Annotated in this window: 12 protein-coding genes; 7 read left to right on the forward strand and 5 right to left on the reverse strand. The window is 48.1% G+C overall.

The annotated features are described in order from the left end of the window. Positions 1–4,716 precede the first annotated feature (4,716 nt). Both ADS79_RS07755 and ADS79_RS07760 read right to left on the reverse strand, forming a co-directional pair. Complete coding sequence (locus ADS79_RS07755; protein WP_049737828.1) at positions 4,717–5,919, reverse strand: BMQ_0737 family morphogenetic spore coat protein; 1,203 nt, start codon at positions 5,917–5,919, stop codon at positions 4,717–4,719. 106 nt (positions 5,920–6,025) lie between these two features. After that, positions 6,026–6,910 carry a glycosyltransferase family 2 protein gene (locus tag ADS79_RS07760; protein WP_049737829.1) on the reverse strand — a complete coding sequence of 295 codons (885 nt, stop codon included), beginning with the start codon at positions 6,908–6,910 and terminating at the stop codon, positions 6,026–6,028. Positions 6,911–7,054: 144 nt separating this feature from the next. Here ADS79_RS07760 and ADS79_RS07765 point away from each other — a divergent pair, with 144 nt between their 5' ends. Next, the gene (locus tag ADS79_RS07765; protein ID WP_049737830.1) at positions 7,055–8,593 is read left to right on the forward strand and encodes a hypothetical protein; all 1,539 of its coding nucleotides are present in this window, start codon (positions 7,055–7,057) and stop codon (positions 8,591–8,593) included. A gap of 83 nt (positions 8,594–8,676) precedes the next feature. Here the strand turns inward: ADS79_RS07765 and ADS79_RS07770 are convergent, their stop codons facing one another. Then, a complete protein-coding gene (locus ADS79_RS07770; RefSeq protein WP_049737831.1) occupies positions 8,677–9,774 on the reverse strand; it encodes a peptidoglycan-binding protein in 1,098 nt (365 codons plus the stop codon). A gap of 97 nt (positions 9,775–9,871) precedes the next feature. Here ADS79_RS07770 and ADS79_RS07775 point away from each other — a divergent pair, with 97 nt between their 5' ends. Further along, complete coding sequence (locus ADS79_RS07775) at positions 9,872–10,216, forward strand: DUF1360 domain-containing protein (protein WP_049737832.1); 345 nt, start codon at positions 9,872–9,874, stop codon at positions 10,214–10,216. 8 nt (positions 10,217–10,224) lie between these two features. Here the strand turns inward: ADS79_RS07775 and ADS79_RS07780 are convergent, their stop codons facing one another. Then, entirely contained in the window at positions 10,225–11,412 is a 1,188-nt protein-coding gene (locus ADS79_RS07780; RefSeq protein ID WP_049737833.1) for a glycosyltransferase family 2 protein, read from the reverse strand. A gap of 193 nt (positions 11,413–11,605) precedes the next feature. Continuing rightward, the gene (locus ADS79_RS07785; RefSeq protein ID WP_049737834.1) at positions 11,606–12,454 is read right to left on the reverse strand and encodes a DUF1698 domain-containing protein; all 849 of its coding nucleotides are present in this window, start codon (positions 12,452–12,454) and stop codon (positions 11,606–11,608) included. Between the two features lie 219 nt (positions 12,455–12,673). On the opposite strand from ADS79_RS07785, the gene ADS79_RS07790 reads away from it, so the two are divergent. From ADS79_RS07790 to ADS79_RS07810, 5 genes are all read left to right on the forward strand, one after another. Further along, a complete protein-coding gene (locus ADS79_RS07790; RefSeq protein WP_049737835.1) occupies positions 12,674–13,522 on the forward strand; it encodes a hypothetical protein in 849 nt (282 codons plus the stop codon). Between the two features lie 158 nt (positions 13,523–13,680). Further along, positions 13,681–15,060 carry a sugar phosphate nucleotidyltransferase gene (locus ADS79_RS07795; RefSeq protein ID WP_049737836.1) on the forward strand — a complete coding sequence of 460 codons (1,380 nt, stop codon included), beginning with the start codon at positions 13,681–13,683 and terminating at the stop codon, positions 15,058–15,060. Between the two features lie 5 nt (positions 15,061–15,065). After that, a complete protein-coding gene (gene rfbG / locus ADS79_RS07800) occupies positions 15,066–16,157 on the forward strand; it encodes a CDP-glucose 4,6-dehydratase (protein ID WP_049738173.1) in 1,092 nt (363 codons plus the stop codon). Next, complete coding sequence (gene rfbF / locus ADS79_RS07805) at positions 16,154–16,921, forward strand: glucose-1-phosphate cytidylyltransferase (RefSeq protein ID WP_049737837.1); 768 nt, start codon at positions 16,154–16,156, stop codon at positions 16,919–16,921. The genes rfbG and rfbF overlap by 4 nt, the downstream gene beginning before the upstream one ends. 38 nt (positions 16,922–16,959) lie before the next feature. Beyond that, positions 16,960–17,850: an NAD-dependent epimerase/dehydratase family protein gene (locus ADS79_RS07810; RefSeq protein ID WP_236699931.1), complete on the forward strand. Its 891-nt coding sequence runs from the start codon at positions 16,960–16,962 to the stop codon at positions 17,848–17,850. The last annotated feature ends 70 nt before the right edge of the window (positions 17,851–17,920 follow it).

Raw genomic sequence — 17,920 nt, forward strand, 5'->3', positions numbered from 1 at the left:
CCTTTGGTGAGGATGTCTTGCTTTGCTCCTCGAGCGTTTTGAGCTGTTGCTCTAGCTCGGATATTTTTTGGTTGGCATCTGTCAAGTGATCTTCGGTGATTTTTGAGTTCTGGTTTGCTTCGGTTAGCTGTGTTTGAAGGCCTTGTTCCAGGGTGCGCAGACGATCCAGATTCTGGTCGCGAGCGAGGAGAGCAGCCCTCCATTCCTGCTGAGCGAGCTCGTGCTTCTCTTGTGTTTCGGCAAGCTGAGACGCAAGGCTTTGCCAGGAGGAACGTACAGCTTCTAGTTCTTGTTCGCGATCGAGCAGGGAAGCCTTCCATTCTTGCAGAGAGTTGTTGTGGTCCGCCTGTGCATCGGCAAGCTGAGAGGCGAGAGATTGCTCGGATGTGCGTACGGCATACAACTCGTTATCGCGAGCGAGTAGCTGAGCCTCCCACTCCTGCTGGGCCACTTCAAGCTTTTCATTTGCCTCGGCGAGCTGGGTAGTTAGGCTTTGCTCTGTATTATGCAGACTAATGAGCTCATGGTCAGCGGTTTTGAGCTTTTCAGTAGTGTCGGCAAGCTGAGCAGTCAGGCTTTGCTCGGTACTGCGCAAGTTATTGAGCTCTTCGTTTGCCTCGGCAAGCTGAGCAGTCAGGCTTTGCTCTGCACTACGTAAGTTCTCGAGCTCATGGTCAGCGATTTCGAGCTTTTCGGTAGTGTCGGCAAGCTGTGCAGTCAGGCTTTGCTCTGTATTACGCAAGCTCTCGAGCTCATGGTCAGCGGTTTCGAGCTTTTCGGTAGTGTCGGCAAGTTGTGCAGTCAGGCTTTGCTCTGCACTGCGCAAGTTATTAAGCTCTTCGCTTGCCTCGACAAGCTGTGCAAGCAGGCTTTTCTCTGCACTACGTAAGCTCTCAAGCTCATGGTCAGCGGTTTCAAGCTTTTCGATAGTGTCGGCAAGCTGAGCAGTCAGACTTTGTTCGGTACTGTGCAGGTTACCAAGCTGTTGGTCAGCGATTTCGAGTTTTTCTGTTGCATCGGCAAGCTGAGCAGTCAGGCTTTGCTCTGTACCACGCAAGTTATCGAGCTGTTGGTCAGCGAATTCGAGTTTTTCGATAGTGTCGGCAAGCTGAGCAGTCAGACTTTGCTCGGAACTACGCAAGTTCTCTAGCTGTTGGTCAGCGATTTCGAGCTTTTCTGTGGCATCGGCAAGTTGAGCAGTCAGACTTTGCTCAGTACTGCGCGAAATATCCAGTTCTTGGTCAGCAAACTCGAGCTTTTCGGTAGTTTCCGTAAGCTGAGCATTCAGGCTTTGCTCGGTATTGCGCAGGCTCTCGAGCTCTTGGTCAGCGAATTCGAGCTTTTCGGTTGTTTCCGCAAGCAGAGCAGTCAGGCTTTGCTCGGTACTGCGCCGGCTCTCGAGCTCTTGGTCAGCGAATTCGAGCTTTTCGGTTGTTTCCGCAAGCAGAGCAGTCAGGCTTTGCNGCTGCGCAAGCTATCAAGTTCTTGGTCAGCAAGCTCAAGCTTTTCGGTTGTTTCCGCAAGCTGAGCATTCAGGTTTTGCTCGGTGCTGCGTAAGCCCTCAAGCTCTTGGTCAGCAAGCTCGAGCTTTTCGGTTGTTTCCGCAAGCTGAGCATTCAGGCTTTGCTCGGTATTGCGCAGGCTCTCGAGCTCTTGGTCAGCGAATTCGAGCTTTTCGGTTGTTTCCGCAAGCAGAGCAGTCAGGTTTTGCTCGGTGCTGCGCAAGCTATCAAGTTCTTGGTCAGCAAGCTCGAGTTTTTCGGTTGTTTCCGCAAGCAGAGCAGTCAGGTTTTGCTCGGTGCTGCGTAAGCTCTCGAGCTCTTGGTCAGAGATTTCGAACTTTCCGGTAGCTTCTGCAAGCTGAGAAGTCAGGCTTTGCTCTGTCTGGCGCAAGCTTTCGAGCTCATGGTCAGCGAGGTCAAGCTTTGCACTAGTCTCGGTAAGCAGAGCAGTGAGGCTTTGCTCATTGGTACGCAAGCTCTCGATTACCTGATCAGCGAGCTCAAGCTTCTCATTTGATTCGGCAAGCTGCGCAGTGAAGCTCTGCTCTGTGGTGCGCAAGCCATCGAGCTCTTGGTCAGCGAGTACGAGCTTTTCATTTGACGCGGCAAGCTGAGAAGTCAGGCTTTGCTCTGTGCTACGTAAGCTCTCGATTACCTGATCAACGAGCTCTAGCTTTTCGTTTGACTCGGCAAGCTGAGCAGCCAGGCTTTGCTCTGTACTGCGCAAGCTGTCGATTACCTGTTCAGCGAGTACGAGCTTTTCGTTTGACTCTGCAAGCTGAGTGTTTAAGCCTCTTTCGGTGTCTCGCAGCATATTGAGCTCCTGGTCACGAGACAGGAGTATAGCATCCCAATTCTGCTGAGCGAGCAGTAGCTTTTCGTTAACCTCAGCAAGCTGTGTAGACAGTTTTTCTTCAGTCTCGTATAGGTTTTCGAGCTCCTGGTCACGTGCGAGAAGAGTCGTCTCCCGATCTTGCTGAGCGAGACGAAGCTTTTCGTTTGCTTCGGCAAGCTGAGCAGCCAGGCTTTGTGCCGTATCGCGCAGGCTTTCCAGTTCCTGGTCGCGAGATAGAAGTATAGCGTCCCATTCCTGCTTGGTGTGCAGCAGCTTTTCGTTAGCCTCAGCAAGCTGCGCAGACAGCCCTTGTTCGATGCTTCGCAAGCTTCCCAGCTCTTGGTTATGAGTCAAAAGCACTGCCTCCCACTCCTGTTGAGCGAGTTGGTGCTTCTGATTCGCCTCAGCAAGCTGCGTTTTGAGTATATTCTCCAGAGCACGAAGTTCATCTAGCTCTTGGTCGCGCGAGTGAAGAGTAGCCTCCCAATCGTTCTGTGCGAGCTCAAGCTTCTGGATTGCCTCATGCAACTGAGTATTCAGACTTTGCTCTGTAGCGCGCAAACTTTCCAGCTCCTGGTCACGCGAATGAAGGGCAGCCTCCCATTCGCGCTTGGCGAGCTCGAGCTTTTCGGTTGCGTCTGTCAGCTGAGTAACGAGAAGCTGCTCCGTATGACGCAAGTTTTCCAGCTCCTGATCACGATTCAGAAGGGTAGTCTCCCATTCCTGCTGAGCGAGCTCGAGTTTCTCGGTTGCCGCTCCTAACTGAGTTGTCAGACTTTGCGCTGTATCGTGCAGGTTCTCCAGCTCCTGATCACGAGACAGGAGAGTCATTTTCCATTCGTGCTGAGCGAGCTCAAGTTTCTCGGCTGCCTCTGCCAATTGAGCCGTCAAGCTTTGCTCCGTGGTGCGAAGTTCATCCAGCTCGTTCTCACGGGAAGAAAGGGCAGCACTCCAATCCTGCTCAGCCAGGAAAAGCTTCTGATTTGCCTGGGCGAGCTGTGCAGCAAGGCTTTGCTCTGAACTATGCACGATACTAAGCTGAGCAGTCAGGCTTTGCTCCGTAGCTCTTAGATTCTCCAGTTCTTGATCGCGAGCTTGAAGGGTTTCCTTCCATACTTCCATGGAGAGCTCCAAGCGTTCGTTTGCTTCGGCAAGCTGTGCAGCAAGACTTTGTTCTATGGTACGTACATTTTCAAGCTCAACGCTTCTGGCTTCTAATGCTTGTTTCCATTCATCTTCGTGCTCTGCCCATTGCTGAATCGCTTCCTCTAACTGACTTCGTTCCTGGTTATATTGTGCTTCCTTTTGCTGTGCAGATCCTAGCTCTTGATGCGCCTGAGCCAATTGTTGATCAGTTTCGTCCAGCTTCTGCTGCAATTCTGCAATTAAAGCCTCATTGTTTTTATTGGCTTCATGAGCGTTCTGAAGCCCGGCAATGATCCCTTCTTGATCTGCTACCAGCTGGATCAGAACAGATTCCTTTTGCTTGGAGTCCTCCAGTTGCTGGATTGACTCTTGTAAAAGCTTGCTCCAATATTCTTCTGCGTTTGGGATAGATTCCAGATGGAGCTGCAGCTCAGCGTATGCTTCTTTCCATTGTGTTTCTTTTTGTACGTATTCGTTTAGTTGCTGGCGAAGTGCTTCGAGGTCAGAATTCTTATGCTGGAGGCTTTGTTCAGATTCACTTAGCCGATTTCGATATTCCTCTCGATCGCGTTCGAGATGCTCGATGACTTGTCGCAGGCTGGTTTCGAGTTGTTCTTGTTGGCTTACGTATTCGGCTTGCTGCTTCGCGCTCAATGCTTCTGTGGTCTTTCTCGATTTTTTTTCTTCTTTCAAATCGCCTTTTAAATCCTCTATGGTCTCTTTCAACTTGGTTTCACGTTCTCTGTACGAAGCGATGGCTTTTTCCCGTTGATCGAGCAGGTTATTTTGATGCTCAACCTTTGTTTCCCATTCGCTGATCACGGCTGAAGTACGGTCTACTGCTTCTTTCCACTGGTCTTCCTTGCTTCGGAGCTCAGAAACAGTTGCTTGCAACTCTTCTAGCAGCTCGGCTTGCTCCTTTTCTCTTGAGCGGTACACTTCCAATTGTTCAGTCAGCTCTTGTGCCATGATACTAAATTGAGTAGCTTTTTCTTCGTAGTAATAGGCTTGCTTTTTAAGCAAAAGGAGTTTTTCATTCACTATTTTCCCTTTGGTTGGGTTGGAGGTCCTTTTCTTTAGCACCGGTGTTGTCCTCCTTATGAAGTGGCTTTCCTAATAGTCATATGTAACGGATAGGGAAGGGTGCATGTATCCCGGAATTGGAATAGGAAAAGAGAAACGGGAGAAGATATGGTTCTTCTCCCGTTGGCAAACGATTTTGTTGTATGCGGATTAAGGGGTGGTAATAACAATATCTCCAAAGGTGATGCAATCGCGCACGATCAATTCTGTGTCTGGAACGACTGTAATAGTTGCTGTAAATACAAGGACACCGTTTTGATCGGTGAGTGTCAGGAGAATGATATCTGGCAGACCCAGGGCGGTTTCTGCAAGAGTGAGAGAGTAGGTTAATGTTTCTTGAACACCTGTAGCTGTAAATGTCCGTACACCTGTACCAGTGACAGTCAAGCCGAGCAAGATAGCAAGGCCAGGCAAGACGGTGATACAAGTTGGAGAACTGATCGTAGAAGGCGAGAAGCTAAAGCTTTGATCGCCCAACAGATCAGTAAGGACAGTATCAAAGAAGTTAAAGGTAAACGAGCTGCTGGATGGATCGCAGCTTGGGCAGATATCTGCGATGAGCTGGATCGTACCGATTGCGACTGTGAGTGGAATGCCAATAGAGATGGAAACATTCGGTACCAGAGCATTTACAGACGCCTGGCAATCGCAGTTGCGGACTGGGAAGATTGGTGGGCATTGTGGTGGGAATGTAATTGGTGGGCAACGGAAAGAAGGAGTCGGCGATGGTACAGGAATGTTGTTTGGACGCGGAGAGCAGAATTTCGCCAGCACTTCCAGTTTCACTTCTGCTTCTACCTGGATTTCGACGCAAACGATAACATCGAGTTGAACCATTCCACCAAGGAGGACGCTGCCAGATGGATTGCACTCAAGAGCGCTGATCCGGCAAACGATGTTGTGCTCATCCAGTGGTTCAGGCAGGCAAAGCACGACTTCTTGATCGAACTGAACAGTAGTTGCGAATGTGCAGAGAGGCGTTCCATCTGCAAATACAGTCAACTGGACAGTTGCACTGAAGACGAAATTAACGACGCCTACGCGAACGGATGTTCCACCAACAACAATTGTTTCGCGGCGAATACCGACCACACTGCAACTAGGTGCAGGAGAAACAGGCTCTACGCAGGAAAAGGTGATGTCTTGCCCAGCGCGAATAGCAGCGTCTACCAGTGCTTGACAATCGGCAGGAATGGCAATCTTATTCCGGTAGCTGTTTGCGAGAACAACCCAGTCATACACCTTGTTGACGCGAATACACTCTTCCTGCAGGTTATTCGGTATAGGAGGAGTTGCGGTTGGCGTCGGTGTAGGGAGCTGGCGACCCATAATGGGCTTCACGATATGGTTCACCGTAAGAATCCTTCCTTTCCTAGGGGATTTGCTTTGCAGTTACATACTATGTGGGCAATGGGAAATTTGCTTGTCAACGAATGCCCATTTTTAGGTAAGTGTGGTGTTAAAAAGGAATTTGGAAGCGCTGGAAGAACCAATTGTCATCAAATTTTCTTTGGGCAAGATAGCGCAAACGCTGTGCAGCACCCCCAAAAGTCAGCACTTCATCTTCGATTTCTTCAGCGTTGGTATAGACGATTAGTTTTTTACTCGCCTCGATGCGCGCCTCACTGAAGTGACTGTACGCCATGCGCAGCATGTTGTAATATACATGCTCGTGGACAACCGTATAGGGGTGGGATTGTCGGAAAAGGTGCAGGATTTTGACGGAGGGCTGAACGAAGCAGGTATAGCCAAACAGCCACATTTTTATCGAGAATTCGATATCCTCAAATCCCCACACACGAAATCCGCGATCAAACCCGCCTACTTTTGTAAAAACCTCTTTGGACACGATAAAACAGCCACCTGGCAAGATGGCTACAGGGGAGGGACGGTGAGGATTCGGATTCCAAACCACACCGAGCTTCTGATCCAGCTTTTGCCCGTAGCCTATTTTATGTGGCTCTGTCATAGAAGCGATCCCAGGTGCAACGCCATCTGCTTTTTTGCTCAAAATCAGCTCCAGCATCCGGTCAATCCAAAAATTTTCGAAGGTCAGATGGGCATCGCAAAATACAAGATAGGTGCCACGAGCATGATCTGCCCCTAAATTTCTAGCAGCTGCGGCCCCGATTCCTTCAGTCGTAATGAGCTTGATTTGCGGTGTTTTCATTTGATGCTCTAAAAAATAGCAGCAGTTATCCGTAGACGCATCATCCACCACGATCACTTCATATGAATAATTGGTTCGAGTATTAAAAAGGGAAGTTATCGTCGAGCGCACATTATCTCCTTCGTTTTTTACAGGAATAATAATGGAGATCAATGGCGTTTGGCCGGCGGACATATGACCACTCCTTTCTTGATGCCATGGTATGCCAGTGAAAGTTCAGTGGAACGTGAGCCGAGCAAAATTGCTCACTTAAAATACTAGGCATTCATACAATATTCACGGATACCCGTATGCGAGTGACCTGAAGGAGTGAGCAGGATGGATGTGGAGGTATATTACAGTGGGCAACGTGGTGGAACCATGCCGTATGCGGCTCTGCCTGCTTTTCGATTGTTTTGCAAACAAAACGGCTTTCAATTGAAATGGGACCCGAAAAACAAGCGAATTGATCTGGATTCAGGGTTAAAAGGGAAGGTTTGCGTCCTGTTCACCGGGAAGAGCACAACCGAGACCCCGTATGAGTGGGATGTTCTGGGACGCGTGCAAAAGTTTGTTGCAGATTACGGTATGGAAGTTGTGTTAGCGCAAAACAATCTTGCTCTAGCGAAAAATACAGATATTGCCATTCGATTTAGCATAAAGGAACTGCGCTTGCTGGAGAAGCCAAGACTGGTCCTGTTTCAAACAGAGGATGAAAAGCGTAGAGAGCTGATCAGATGCTTGCAAGCGGAGCTGAAGCAGACCGGAATTCCATGTCATATAAAAGCAGGAAAAGAGGGAAAGCCAACTAGCTCCATTGTTCATTTGCAGCTGCAGATTCCGAAGCATACAGAAATCTTCAAGCGCAAAGCGTATGGAGAGAAGATTGCCTTTTATCTGGCTTCCGGTATCCTGGGCTATCTCCAGGTAGGGATGCAGATTCAACCACTGGCATATTTACCCCCAAACCTGTTAAAAGTGTTTTTCGGAAGTGTACTGGCAAACACGTCGTTTACAAATGAGTTAACCACCCAGGAAGTACAGTCTGCAGAGCCAGTGGCAAGCGAAGAGGAGTATGGACAGGAAGCGTTCAATGAGTTGGGGCTGTTAGAAGCAGATGAGCAGCTTATCGAGCTCGAAGCAGAAATAGCAGAGGAATTCGCGGAAGAGGAAGAAGAAGATGCGAACCATGACACTGAGCTCCATGCTGATAAAAGCCCCGACCAAACCCTGACGCATGAGAAAGAACGAACAGAAGAGCCCGAAGTGAGGAGTGTTGGAGCACTCCCGCAGGAACCAAGCCAGACTGTCTTGGCAGTAGAGACCATAGAAGCAGAGACTGAAGCAGCGGAAACGGTTGCCTCGCCAGACCAGTCCAGACAGCCCGAATGGATTCAGCCAAGTGAGTCCAGAACAGAAGCAGAGGTGTTTTTTGACTATACTTTGATCCATTCCGATTCGAATGAAAAACCGTATCTATTAATTGGCACGCTACAGGTAAAGAACACGGGAACCGAGGAGCTGTTCAATCCGATTGTTTGTTTGCGGGTGACTCCGGCGGACTCGATCAAAATGGGCGGTCAGATTTTGCCCCCGAAGCTGGTCGAGACGATGGCGGTCCAAGGAATGAACGGATTAAAGGGCTGGAGATATCTAGAGGATGATTGGTTTGCACAGGCGATGGAACGGGGAGAATATTGGATTGCTCCGATTGCTCCTGTCAGCATTGCTCCCAAAGCAACCGAGTCTTTTCAAAACTTTCAAATCTCATTCTTGAGACAGGATTCTGGGAAGTCCGTCATTGTGGAGGGTGTCGTTGTGTGTAACAACCAGGAGATTCATTTTCCGGCGAACAATCGAATTGCTGTTTCGTTTTAATGCTTGGCCCCAATAGGCTGATATACCGTAACGAAAAAAAGCCACCATTTCCATAGAAATGATGGCTTTTACGTTCCAAAAACTTATTTTTTCAAGAACATCTGCACAAAGGTTTTACCATATGGTCCACCGTTCACTACGGCAATCCCCACATAATCGTAAGTAGCGCTCATAATATTGGCTTTATGTCCCGAAGAATTCATAAACATCTGATGAGCACTACTAACGGTTTGATTCTGAGCAATGTTCTCGGCTGCGGCACGATAATTGATGCCAAAGGTCTCCATCATTTGGAATGGCGAGCCATACGTAGGTGAGGTGTGGCTGAAGTATCCTTTATCCACCATTTCCTGTGCCTTCACACGTGCTACCTTCACGAGTTGCATATCTACCTGATAAGGTGCGAGGCCGCTGTTGGCACGCTCTTTGTTAACGAGCTGAACCATTTCCTTCTCGTCAGCAGTCAGCTCAGACGGCAGTGGAACACTTGGATTTACTGTGCCTGTGCCAGGCTTTTGCGGTTGATCCGGCTTGGAAGGAGTAACAGGTGGTTGTGGAACCGGGTCAGGCTTCGTTTGTCCTTTATTGTTCTTATATTGCGTTTGGATTGCACTGTATGTTTGGGTGTCCGCCTCACCAGTCAAAGTCTGCTTGTTTCGAGATTGGAACAGCATCACGGCAAAGCGGGTAGATTCATCATATGTTCCGCTTGCGGTTACTTTATAGCCCAAATCCGCGAGCATACTTTGCAGCTCTTTTACTTTCGAACCGGTAGAGCCCGGCTTCAATGTTCCCGTTTGGTCAGCCGGTTTTGATGGTGTATCCGGTTTCGTTTCTGGCTTTGTTTCCGGCTTTGTTTGTGGTTTTTTGCCCAAGTCCGTATACGCCTTTTTCAAATTATCATACGTTGCTTTATTCACAATTCCTGTTTGCTTTAGCTTGTACTTCTTTTGAAATTGCTTGACGTTGTAAGTCGTTGAACTGGTGAAGAGCTTGTCTACCTTTAAATTGTGGTCAAATTTCAAAGCCTCGAGCATCTTTTCCACTTCTAGCACCTGTGCGTTATTCATCCCTTGTTTTAGAGGGGTAAAAGTCGTTTTCGCAAAGGCAGGTTGTCCGATCATGGTGACGGAGACGGACAGGGAAAGGATAGCGGCAATCTTCTTCATGCTGCGATTCATGTCATCACGCCTTTCTCTGGTTGGTAGCTCCCTGTAATGGTACTAAACTTCCAGTGGAATAAAAAAGCTCAAAATATTGGAAAGAGGTGGAGAAAAGGTGTTTGAACTATCCGTGATTGACATGCTCATCCTCGTGCTGGCAAGTTTTCGCCTTACTCATTTAATTGTCTTTGATGAGATCACTTCATTCTTACGCGAGCCCTTTCTGACGATCACATACGTAACGGATTCGTCCGGTCAGGTCGTTCGTGATTTCCAATTTAAAGGAGGAAGGGTGCGACAGTGGATTGGGAAGCTGCTTAGCTGCCACTGGTGTGTCGGTATCTGGATCGGCATACTCATTGTTGTGCTCTATTTGTATGTACCAACCGCCTATCCGATCCTGCTTATTTTAGCGATAGCGGGAGCGGCGGCTGTAATCGAAACGAGGCTATACATGTGACGAGTCAATCAGTTGCGTGAGAAGGTATGGTAGACGATGAACTCATCGTGAGAAAGCGGAATCACTTCATCTGCACGGTAACCACCGACAAGCTTTTTGTGAATTTGCGGTGGGGTCCCGGCAATGATGCTGGAAGAGGCAATGTCGACCCGATGGATATGCGTCCGTGGATCAAGAGGGATTTCAATCGCAAAAATCGGTTTGTCAATCGTAAACGTTTTAGTCTTGAGGCCATTTACCATAGCAGTCAAGGTGAATGGTTTTATCGTTTTCGCTGATGGTCCTGGAACAGAGCCTTTCATCAGAAGGATGTGTGACGGGTTCGTTGGATCAGATTCAACCATGACCCGCAGGACGGGAGGAGCCCATAAATCAGGAAAGCGGTTCATGCTTGTAATTCGCGTGGAATTGGAAGGGAAGGTCTTGTACTGTTTTAATAAGTCGATGACGCCCATCCCCCGATATTGTGATACATGGGACACCCAGCCACTAGGTATGTTCAAATAATGCTTGGCTAGCGATTTAAACACCTCGGGTATCCCAATGGAATGCCACTGTGTCGCGGATTTGCAGGTGGCGTGAACGCGTGCATTTGCGAAAAATTCAGGGACAAAGCCGATTTGATGAAATTTGGCAATCCGCATCCATAGCTCGTAGTCCATGCAGAAGTGAAGCTTTTCATCCACGCCCCCCATCTGTTTGACAACGTGACTGCGAATAAAGGCCGCAGGCTGACAGACGCAGCACGTATAAAACAGTCGCTTGGCATCAGCGTGCTCGGAAGGAAATGTATTAACAGCTTGGCTGTGCTCGTTTATGACCTGACATTTGCCATGAACCATGCCCCAACCGGGGTTTTGTAAAAATGCATAAACCGCCTTGCGAATCGCACCAGGCAAGTAAGTATCATCAGAGTTCAGCCAGCCAATGATGGCTCCTTGTGCTCTGGCGAAGCCTTTGTTTATCGCATGAGATTGTCCGCGGTCAGGCTCAGAGATATATCGAAAACGGCTGTCTGCTTCTGCATACTCCTGCAAAATAGCCAGTGTATCATCCGTTGAACCGCCATCTATGACAATCATTTCGATGTTGGTGTAATCCTGAAGAAGTACACTGTTAATCGTCTCACGGATAAATTTTCCCTGATTATATGAAGGGGTTACGATGCTGACGAGAGGAAGCTGGGAGCTAGACATATGTGTCACTCCTTTCAAGAAGTAGGGCGCCTGATAAAACGGCGTGTCTAAAATAGGATATGTACAAGGAGATAGATTTGCATCGGGATACATTTCTTATTTTGAAAAAGGATACTGGTGGGTGTGAAACAAAACAACAAAAGAGTGCCGCCACTCGTTGGAATGGCAGACACTCTTTTGGAAAATGCTTTCTTTACAAATAGTCCGGGACTAACCCAGGATTGCGATAGATGCGCAGTAATTCAGCGTAAGAATCTGCGGCTGTTTCCTTGCCGCTGATTGCTCTGGCTACCATGGTGACACGGCCAATCGGATAGTTGTTTTTGGTGCCCGAGCTGATTGTTTGAATGGTGTGTGGAAGCGGTTCGAACAATGTACTGGCAAGCATCTCCTTGAGACATTTGATCGAAGGCACCCAATACGTGGTGATATCGTGATAAATCCGATTCATGTTTCCGGGTGGACCGTTAAAGATCATTCTCGATTCAGTGTCATCAAGAATACAGGCTGTTTCGAGCAGCAAATGCCCCCCCGTTTTGACGACACTGCGCGCTTGTGAGATCGTCCATAACGGATCGCGTACGTGATATAAAAGTCCAGTATGCTGAACGATATCGAACAAATTGTGGCGTATATGCTGAGGGAAAGGGAGGGGTGTACTGAAATCGTCCATCAACAACACTTTCAAGCCTTCCCATAAGGTATAGGGAGAAATGTTGTACAAAGGAAGTACTTTACTACCCAATATGTCCTTGCAAAGCTCAAAGTTGGAGTAAAGTGGCTGCATGCAATCAGTAGCCACGACAAGCGAAGCTCCGAGCTTTTCTGCCTCAAAGGCCCACATGCCATCGAAGCTGGCAATGTCGAGGACGCGTTTTCCTGCATAATTCAGATGTTGCCTCGCTTTGCGCGTGCTTTCCCAGAGCGGTTCCAAAATAGCGACACCTGGTGTAGATATCGCCGGACGTAGTGTGATTTTATGGTACCAGCTGCGCTTATTGATCTCAGCTAGAATTTCACTGTCTGTCCATGTTCCTCCCACTAAAATCCCTCCTTTTGGCAAAACCCAATCAAGCAAAGTCATTATGCTATCTTTACGATATGTGCACATAGGAAGACGGGAAACGGGGGAGAAGCCCCAAATTCCATACATAGGATTTAAAAATTTAGGCGGGAAGCCCACGACAGTTGGCCGTTTCCGAGCCTTCTTCCGAGGAATAGGGTGAAAGGAACAATGAATGGAAAAGGAGGGGTGTAAGCGATGACCTTGCCTATCATTTTCATGCACAGGGGAGACGATGATTATCTAACCTTCAGCCTACGGCAAGCCAAGTTAAGCAACCCCCATTCGCCTGTCTATCTGCTTGGCAAAGAGGCGAATCGAAAATTTGCTACCGCCGGAATCATTCATGAACAGCTAGATAACCATATGACAACCGCAAAAGCCTTTGCCCAGGTTTATCAACATATGCACGTCATGAGCTATGAATATAACCTATTTTGCTTCCAAAGATGGTTTATCCTGCGTGATTTTATGCGAAAGAATGGAATGCAGAGCTGCTTTTATCTGGATTCGGATGTGATGTTATATACAAATATTTCTAAGTTGGAGTATCAATCATTTTCCATGGAATTCGCATGGACAAGTTTTGTAGGCATCGATACATTGGATCGCTTTTGCAATCTCATGATGAAATATTTTGTCCATCCGGTCATGTTCAGTCAGCTCGTTCAAAAGACGATTGAATACGATCAGGTAATCAACGGCGTTCCACTTGTCTCTGACATGGTCCTCTGCTTGTTGTATTATCGCCACTACTCAGGCAAGGTGCATACCCATGGAACTTTCGGCGATACGTTCTTCGATGAAAACATTAATCGTCCATTATGGGCTGAGGCTTTGGACAAAAAGAAAAAAGTGTATGTATATGAAGGGATCCTTTATTGCAAGGATGAGGCGAGCGGCACCTTTAAACGAATCAATTCGCTTCATTTTCAAGGACTAAATTCCAAAAGCTATATGGGGGATTTTTTATGCTCTAACATTCCGCAAAGCACGGGAGCTCACTATTACGACTATATGACAAGACGATGGACGCCAGTGAAATAATTGCATAGGCCGTGTACCTGGCAGGCGGGGGTTTTTGCTATCGCAGACAATCGCAATAGTCGGGAGAATCGACCATTTTAGCGGGTAAAACGGTCATCCCTATATCTCTGTTCATATGATGATTCATGCGTAAAGTATAACGGACAGAGGTGGCCTAGATGAAACTGGTATTGCTGTCGGGCGGTTCAGGGAAAAGGTTGTGGCCGCTCTCCAACGATGTTCGCTCCAAGCAGTTTTTAAAGCTGATCAAGAGTCAAAGCAGTGGACCTGAGTCAATGGTCCAGAGAATGTGGAGACAGCTCGCTTCCACTCAGTGTTTGGATATGACCTTTATCTCGACGAGCCAATCACAAGTAGACCTGATAGATAGCCAACTTGGAATGAATGTCCCTCTCATACTGGAACCGCAGAAACGGGATACTTTTCCTGCTATCTCCCTGATCGCGAGCTATTTGCATAGTGTAAAAAAGTTCAGTCTGGACGAAATTATAACGATCATGCCCGTTGATTCCTATGTGGAGGATCATTTTTTCCAGAAGCTAAAGCAATTGGAGAAGGTGATCGAAGCATCCGGCGCAGATTTGGCATTGATGGGTGTGAGACCTACGTATCCATCAACGAAATATGGCTATATCGTTCCTGAGCCACCAGCTCCAGATGGAAAGAAGAGCTCCCCGCTTTATCAAAAGGTAGCCGGCTTTACAGAAAAGCCTACGGAAGAACAGGCGAAAAAGCTGCTTGCCAAACAGGCACTCTGGAATTGCGGCGTCTTTGCTTTTCGTTTGGGCTACATGCTTGAGGAGATGGACAAAAGGAAGCTTCCGACCGATTACGGGCAATTGATGGAAAAGTATTCAGAGCTTCCGAAAATCAGCTTTGACTATGAAGTGGTGGAAAAAGCAAAGCATGTGGTGGTCGTTCCCTACGACGGAGAATGGAAGGACTTGGGGACCTGGAATACGCTTACAGAGGAAATGAGTGATCTTTCTGTTGGGCGCGTGCATCTGGAGGAAAGCAGTAATACACATGTCATCAATGAGCTGGACTTGCCGATCGTGTCCATAGGTGTGTCTGATTTGGTGATCGCTGCCAGCCCGGATGGCATTCTGATATCTGCGAAAGAAAAAAGTCATGTCATTAAGGATATCGCAAGCGACTGGAGCCAGCGCCCGATGTTTGAAGAAAGACGCTGGGGCTGGTATCATGTGCTGCAATTTCAGAAGATGAGTGAAAAGGTAGAGGTTTTGACGAAGCGGCTCCATATTCATGCCGACAAAAATTTGAGCTATCAATACCATCACTACCGAAGCGAGGTATGGATGGTAGTGGAGGGCGAAGGAGATTTTGTGCTAAATGACCGCTTATTTCGCATTCGCCCTGGTGATGTGCTCGAAATACCAGTGGGTGCTAAGCATGCCATCAAAGCCATTAGCGATCTGGACATTATCGAGGTGCAAATGGGCAGTAGATTAATAGAAGAAGATATTGTTCGCTTAGGCATGAGCTGGAATGACATTCTCGAAATGGTCAGTGAGTAGCGATGATGCTAGATAAAGGATTCTGGAAGAGCAAAAATGTTTTTTTAACAGGGCATACAGGCTTTAAAGGGTCATGGATGTGCCTGGTTCTTCATGCGCTAGGCGCCCAGATAACAGGGTATTCGCTTGCCCCGCAGACAAAGCCGAGTTTGTTTCAGCATTGTGGTATCGAAGCTTTGCTCCATTCCCATATTTGCGGAGATGTTCGCAATAAAGACGACGTAACCAAAGTACTCCTGGTTGCGCAGCCTGATATCGTGATTCATATGGCAGCCCAGCCCTTGGTCGGCATGTCGTATGTCGATCCGCTTACAACCTACGAGACAAATGTCATGGGGACTGTGCATGTATTCGAAGCGATACGAAAAGCTTCTCTGGTACAGGCGCCGATCAAGGCAGTGATCAATGTCACAACGGATAAATGCTACGAAAACAAGGAATGGTCCTGGGGTTATCGCGAGGTGGACACGCTGGGTGGGCATGATCCGTACTCCAATAGCAAGGCTTGCTCTGAATTGGTAACGGCCAGCTATCGACAATCCTTTTTCCGATCTGGTGCTGCCGCTCATCAGATCGGTATCGCAACAGCACGGGCGGGGAATGTGATAGGAGGCGGGGACTGGACCGAAGGCCGGCTCATTCCTGACCTGCTGCGATCCTTATTAAATGGGGAGAAGGTCGTGCTTCGTCATCCGTATGCGATACGACCGTGGCAGCATGTTCTTGAATCCGTATGCGGATACTTGCTGCTCGCAGAAAAGCTCTGGAAAGACGGGCAGCGCTATTCCTCAAGCTGGAATTTTGGTCCGTCCCCTGAAGATGCAAAAACGGTAGAGTGGGTTACGGCACGGCTTTGCGAGAAATGGGGGGCAGAGGCATCCTATCAAATTACGGGCAGCTCGCCCTTCCATGAAGCGACTTATTTAAAGCTCGACTGCTCAAAAGCGATTACTGAGCTGGGCTGGCGTCCTCGCTGGTCGCTGGAGCAAGCACTCGATGCTGTTGTGGAGTGGACAAGAGCCTACCAGCAGAAAAAAGAGATGCAGCACTTTTGCCTTGAGCAGATTGATCATTATTTGAAGGAGGGGGCTTCATGAAGGTGGTCATTTTGGCTGGTGGATATGGCACGCGGATTGGAGAGGAATCACAGCTGAAACCAAAGCCCCTGATTGAAATAGGAGAAAAACCAATCATTTGCCATATCATGTCGATCTATTCGCGGTACGGCTATAACGACTTTATTATTTGTCTGGGCTACAAAGGCTACATGATCAAGGAATATTTCGCACATTATTTTTTGTACCAGTCAGATGTTACGTTTGATTTTTCTAAGGGAAATGAACTCATTCTACACAATCAATGCCAGGACCCGTGGAAAGTAACGCTGATCGATACAGGCAAGGATACGATGACGGGTGGCAGAATCAAGCGAATCCAACCGTATGTGGGAGATGAGCCCTTCATGCTCACCTACGGAGATGGTGTTTCCAGCGTGGATATCGAAAAACTGGTGTCCTATCATCGTTCACATGGAAAGATTGCGACCATTACAGCAACCCAGCCCCCCGGACGCTTTGGCGCTCTGGATCTGACAGCAGACGATCAGGTGAAGGGCTTTCAGGAAAAGCCGAATGGTGATGGCGGTTGGATAAACGCAGGCTTTTTCGTTCTGGAACCACAGATTTTTTCCTTTTTGATAGGAGACGAGACAGTCTTTGAGCGGGAGCCGTTGGAGCAGCTGGCTCAAAATGGACAATTGGCGGCTTACAAGCATAATGGTTTCTGGCACCCGATGGATACGATGCGGGATAAAAATTACCTCGAGGCTTTATGGAAAAGCGGGAAGGCGGAATGGAAGTAAGAGGACTTTCAGCGGGGAGGTAAATGGGGTTGAGAATCATGCTTACAGGAGCGACTGGATTTTTGGGAAGCCATTTGGCGCGGGCTCTCGTACGAAACAAGCATCATGTGGTCATCCTCAAGCGAAGCTTTTCAGATTGCTCGCGACTGGGAGATATAGCAGGGGAGCTCACAAGCTATGACCTGGATAAAACAGAGCTGCGTATCCCGTTTGAACGGCATCAGCCATTTGATGCGATCATTCATACAGCAACCGCGTACGGGCGTCGTGATGAGTCGGACGCAGCACTGGTTGAGACCAACGTCACCTTCCCGCTCCAGCTCCTGCAAGCTTCTATTCAGCATGGAACCGAACTATTCCTGAACACGGATACATTCTCACGAACAGCCCTTGCTTGGCAGGCAACGTATATGCTTGGGTATCACCTGACGAAAAAGCAGTTTGCGGAGTGGGGGAGCCATTTGTCCGCCATTCATCAAACTACGTTTGCAAATCTCAGGCTTGAGCATATATACGGACCCTTTGATCAATCGTCAAAGTTCATCCCGTTTATTACCAATTGGTGCCTTCGAAACATAGCAGAATTGGCCGTGACCGCCGGTGAACAGAAAAGGGACTTTGTATATGTCGATGACGCTGTCAACGCCTATCTGGTTTTGCTTGAAAATCGGTCGGCATTGCCGAAGGGGTTTGTGGAATATCAGGTGGGAACGGGTCAGGCTACCTCGATTCGTGAGCTGGTCCAAAAAATACATGCGCTGACCCATTCGTCTATTGAACTAAAATTCGGCGCCATTCCTTATCGAGAAAAGGAAATCATGTGCTCACAAGCTGACACGACAGCCCTCGAAAGGCTTGACTGGAAAAGCAAAGTGCGGCTCGAGGATGGGCTTGCCATGATGCTGGAGAGTGAAGAATTCGCCAAATGAAGAGAAGGATAGGATAAGAGCAGGGAGATGCTTCTCCTGCTCTTTTTCGTTTCAGAGAAAGCCAAAAAAC

The organism is Brevibacillus reuszeri (assembly GCF_001187725.1).
In the GTDB taxonomy this organism is placed as follows: domain Bacteria; phylum Bacillota; class Bacilli; order Brevibacillales; family Brevibacillaceae; genus Brevibacillus; species Brevibacillus reuszeri.

Coding starts and splice junctions, on each gene's coding strand:
- ADS79_RS07810 (WP_236699931.1), top strand. CDS start 16,960: ATGCTTACAGGAGCGACTGGATTTTTGGGAAGCCATTTGGCGCGGGCT.
- ADS79_RS07760 (WP_049737829.1), bottom strand. CDS start 6,910: ATGTCCGCCGGCCAAACGCCATTGATCTCCATTATTATTCCTGTAAAA.
- ADS79_RS07765 (WP_049737830.1), top strand. CDS start 7,055: ATGGATGTGGAGGTATATTACAGTGGGCAACGTGGTGGAACCATGCCG.
- rfbF (WP_049737837.1), top strand. CDS start 16,154: ATGAAGGTGGTCATTTTGGCTGGTGGATATGGCACGCGGATTGGAGAG.
- ADS79_RS07770 (WP_049737831.1), bottom strand. CDS start 9,774: ATGAATCGCAGCATGAAGAAGATTGCCGCTATCCTTTCCCTGTCCGTC.
- ADS79_RS07790 (WP_049737835.1), top strand. CDS start 12,674: ATGACCTTGCCTATCATTTTCATGCACAGGGGAGACGATGATTATCTA.
- rfbG (WP_049738173.1), top strand. CDS start 15,066: ATGCTAGATAAAGGATTCTGGAAGAGCAAAAATGTTTTTTTAACAGGG.
- ADS79_RS07795 (WP_049737836.1), top strand. CDS start 13,681: ATGAAACTGGTATTGCTGTCGGGCGGTTCAGGGAAAAGGTTGTGGCCG.
- ADS79_RS07780 (WP_049737833.1), bottom strand. CDS start 11,412: ATGTCTAGCTCCCAGCTTCCTCTCGTCAGCATCGTAACCCCTTCATAT.